Raw genomic sequence first — 1,501 nt, forward strand, 5'->3', positions numbered from 1 at the left:
AAATTTGGCCGTCTAGCTACGCTTAAAATTTTTGCGCTTTCGCTCAAATTTATAAAAAATTCGACGCGCAGAGGTACCGAAAGATCGTAAATTTAGCCCGGGCTAAACCCCGTTTTTATATAATTGCACAAAATTTTAAAGGAGAAAAAATGAAAAAATTTTTTGCTTTGCTTCTTGCGGCGCTATTTTTTATCGGTTGCGGACAGTCTCAACCGAAAGTGCCGATCGCAAGCGCGTATAAATTCAAGGGCATTACCTACTACCACATCCAAAACCATAATCCGAAAAAATTTGTCTATCAATCGCCGGAAGCAGTCGAGAAAAAGTACAACGAGCAGCTTTTAGCGGCGCTAAAAGAGGCGAACCTGCTGGATCAAAACTCTACCGATGAGCTTAAAATTACAATAAAGCACCACAGGGGCTTTACCGGCGAAGCTACTCCGTTTCCTAGCGATAGAATCGGTGGCATAGAGTTTATTTATGAGGTTAAACTAGTAAGAAACGGCCAAATTTTAAGAAGCTACGTGCAAAATGACATCGAGCATTACGATCCGGGATTTTTCGGCAATATGAAAACCATAGCGTTGCAAAATACAGACGATAGCTATGAAAATGCCGCAATTACGGCTCTTGTCAAGCATTTGATGGAGATTATAAAGAAATTTTAGCGGCCAGCTTGGGCGCAACGCACGTGCCCGATGCCGCATTTGACTAAATTATAAATGATTTTGACGCCTTGCTGGCTTTTAAATCGCGGGATTTTAAAAAATCGCTGCGAGCTTGAGTGGTAAAATTTAAAGAAGAGAATTGCTTGAGGGCTACCGATATATCGATAGCCCGTCGCCAATGAAGCTGCGAGCGCTTGATAAGCACGGCATTTTGAGTCTTACAATACTCTAAAATATAAAGAATTTCGGCGCTAAAATTAAACGCGATCGGCGGGTGCATTCTTGCCGGCGCGTTCTGCGGATTTTGCGGCGAAATTTAAAACGTAGTTTTGCACGATTTAGAGGATGCGAGTTTTGCAGAAGCGCAGCTACACGGACAGATATCGAATGCGCGGCAAATTATCATAAATTTAAAACGTAGCGGCGTTGCGCGATCTCATCAAATACAGAAAATTTTAAGGCAAATTTAAAACGCAGTCTCGCGGAATCTAGTGCGGCGGATTAAAATGCGGCTTGCAGCGGTTAGTGCGGTAAATTTACTACGCGGTTGCAGTTAAATTTTTCCGCCGTGCGGAGTAAATACCGTGCAGAGGTTAAATTTGCCGCATAGAAGCTAAATTTTGCGTCGCAGTTAAATCGACAATAGTCAAATCACAGCGAGCTCAACGCTACAAATTTAGAGCTCACAAAGCGTAAGCGCTTGACTTACGGCTGAGCCGCGATCCCTTACGATAAGATGCCTATTGTTCGCATTCCTGCGGCTGTATAAAACAAACGGCGCCGCATTTTAAATTTTAAAATTTTATTTGAATAAGCTATTTACGCTCTCATCG

Annotated in this window: 1 protein-coding gene; it reads left to right on the forward strand. The window is 42.4% G+C overall.

Annotated features, from left to right (window positions below):
- The first annotated feature begins 149 nt into the window (after window positions 1-149).
- Window positions 150-668, forward strand: a complete 519-nt coding sequence (locus tag Q0140_RS00475) for a hypothetical protein (protein ID WP_297960448.1) — start codon at window positions 150-152, stop codon at window positions 666-668.
- The last annotated feature ends 833 nt before the right edge of the window (window positions 669-1,501 follow it).

It is taken from the genome of uncultured Campylobacter sp. (assembly GCF_938045405.1).
In the GTDB taxonomy this organism is placed as follows: domain Bacteria; phylum Campylobacterota; class Campylobacteria; order Campylobacterales; family Campylobacteraceae; genus Campylobacter_B.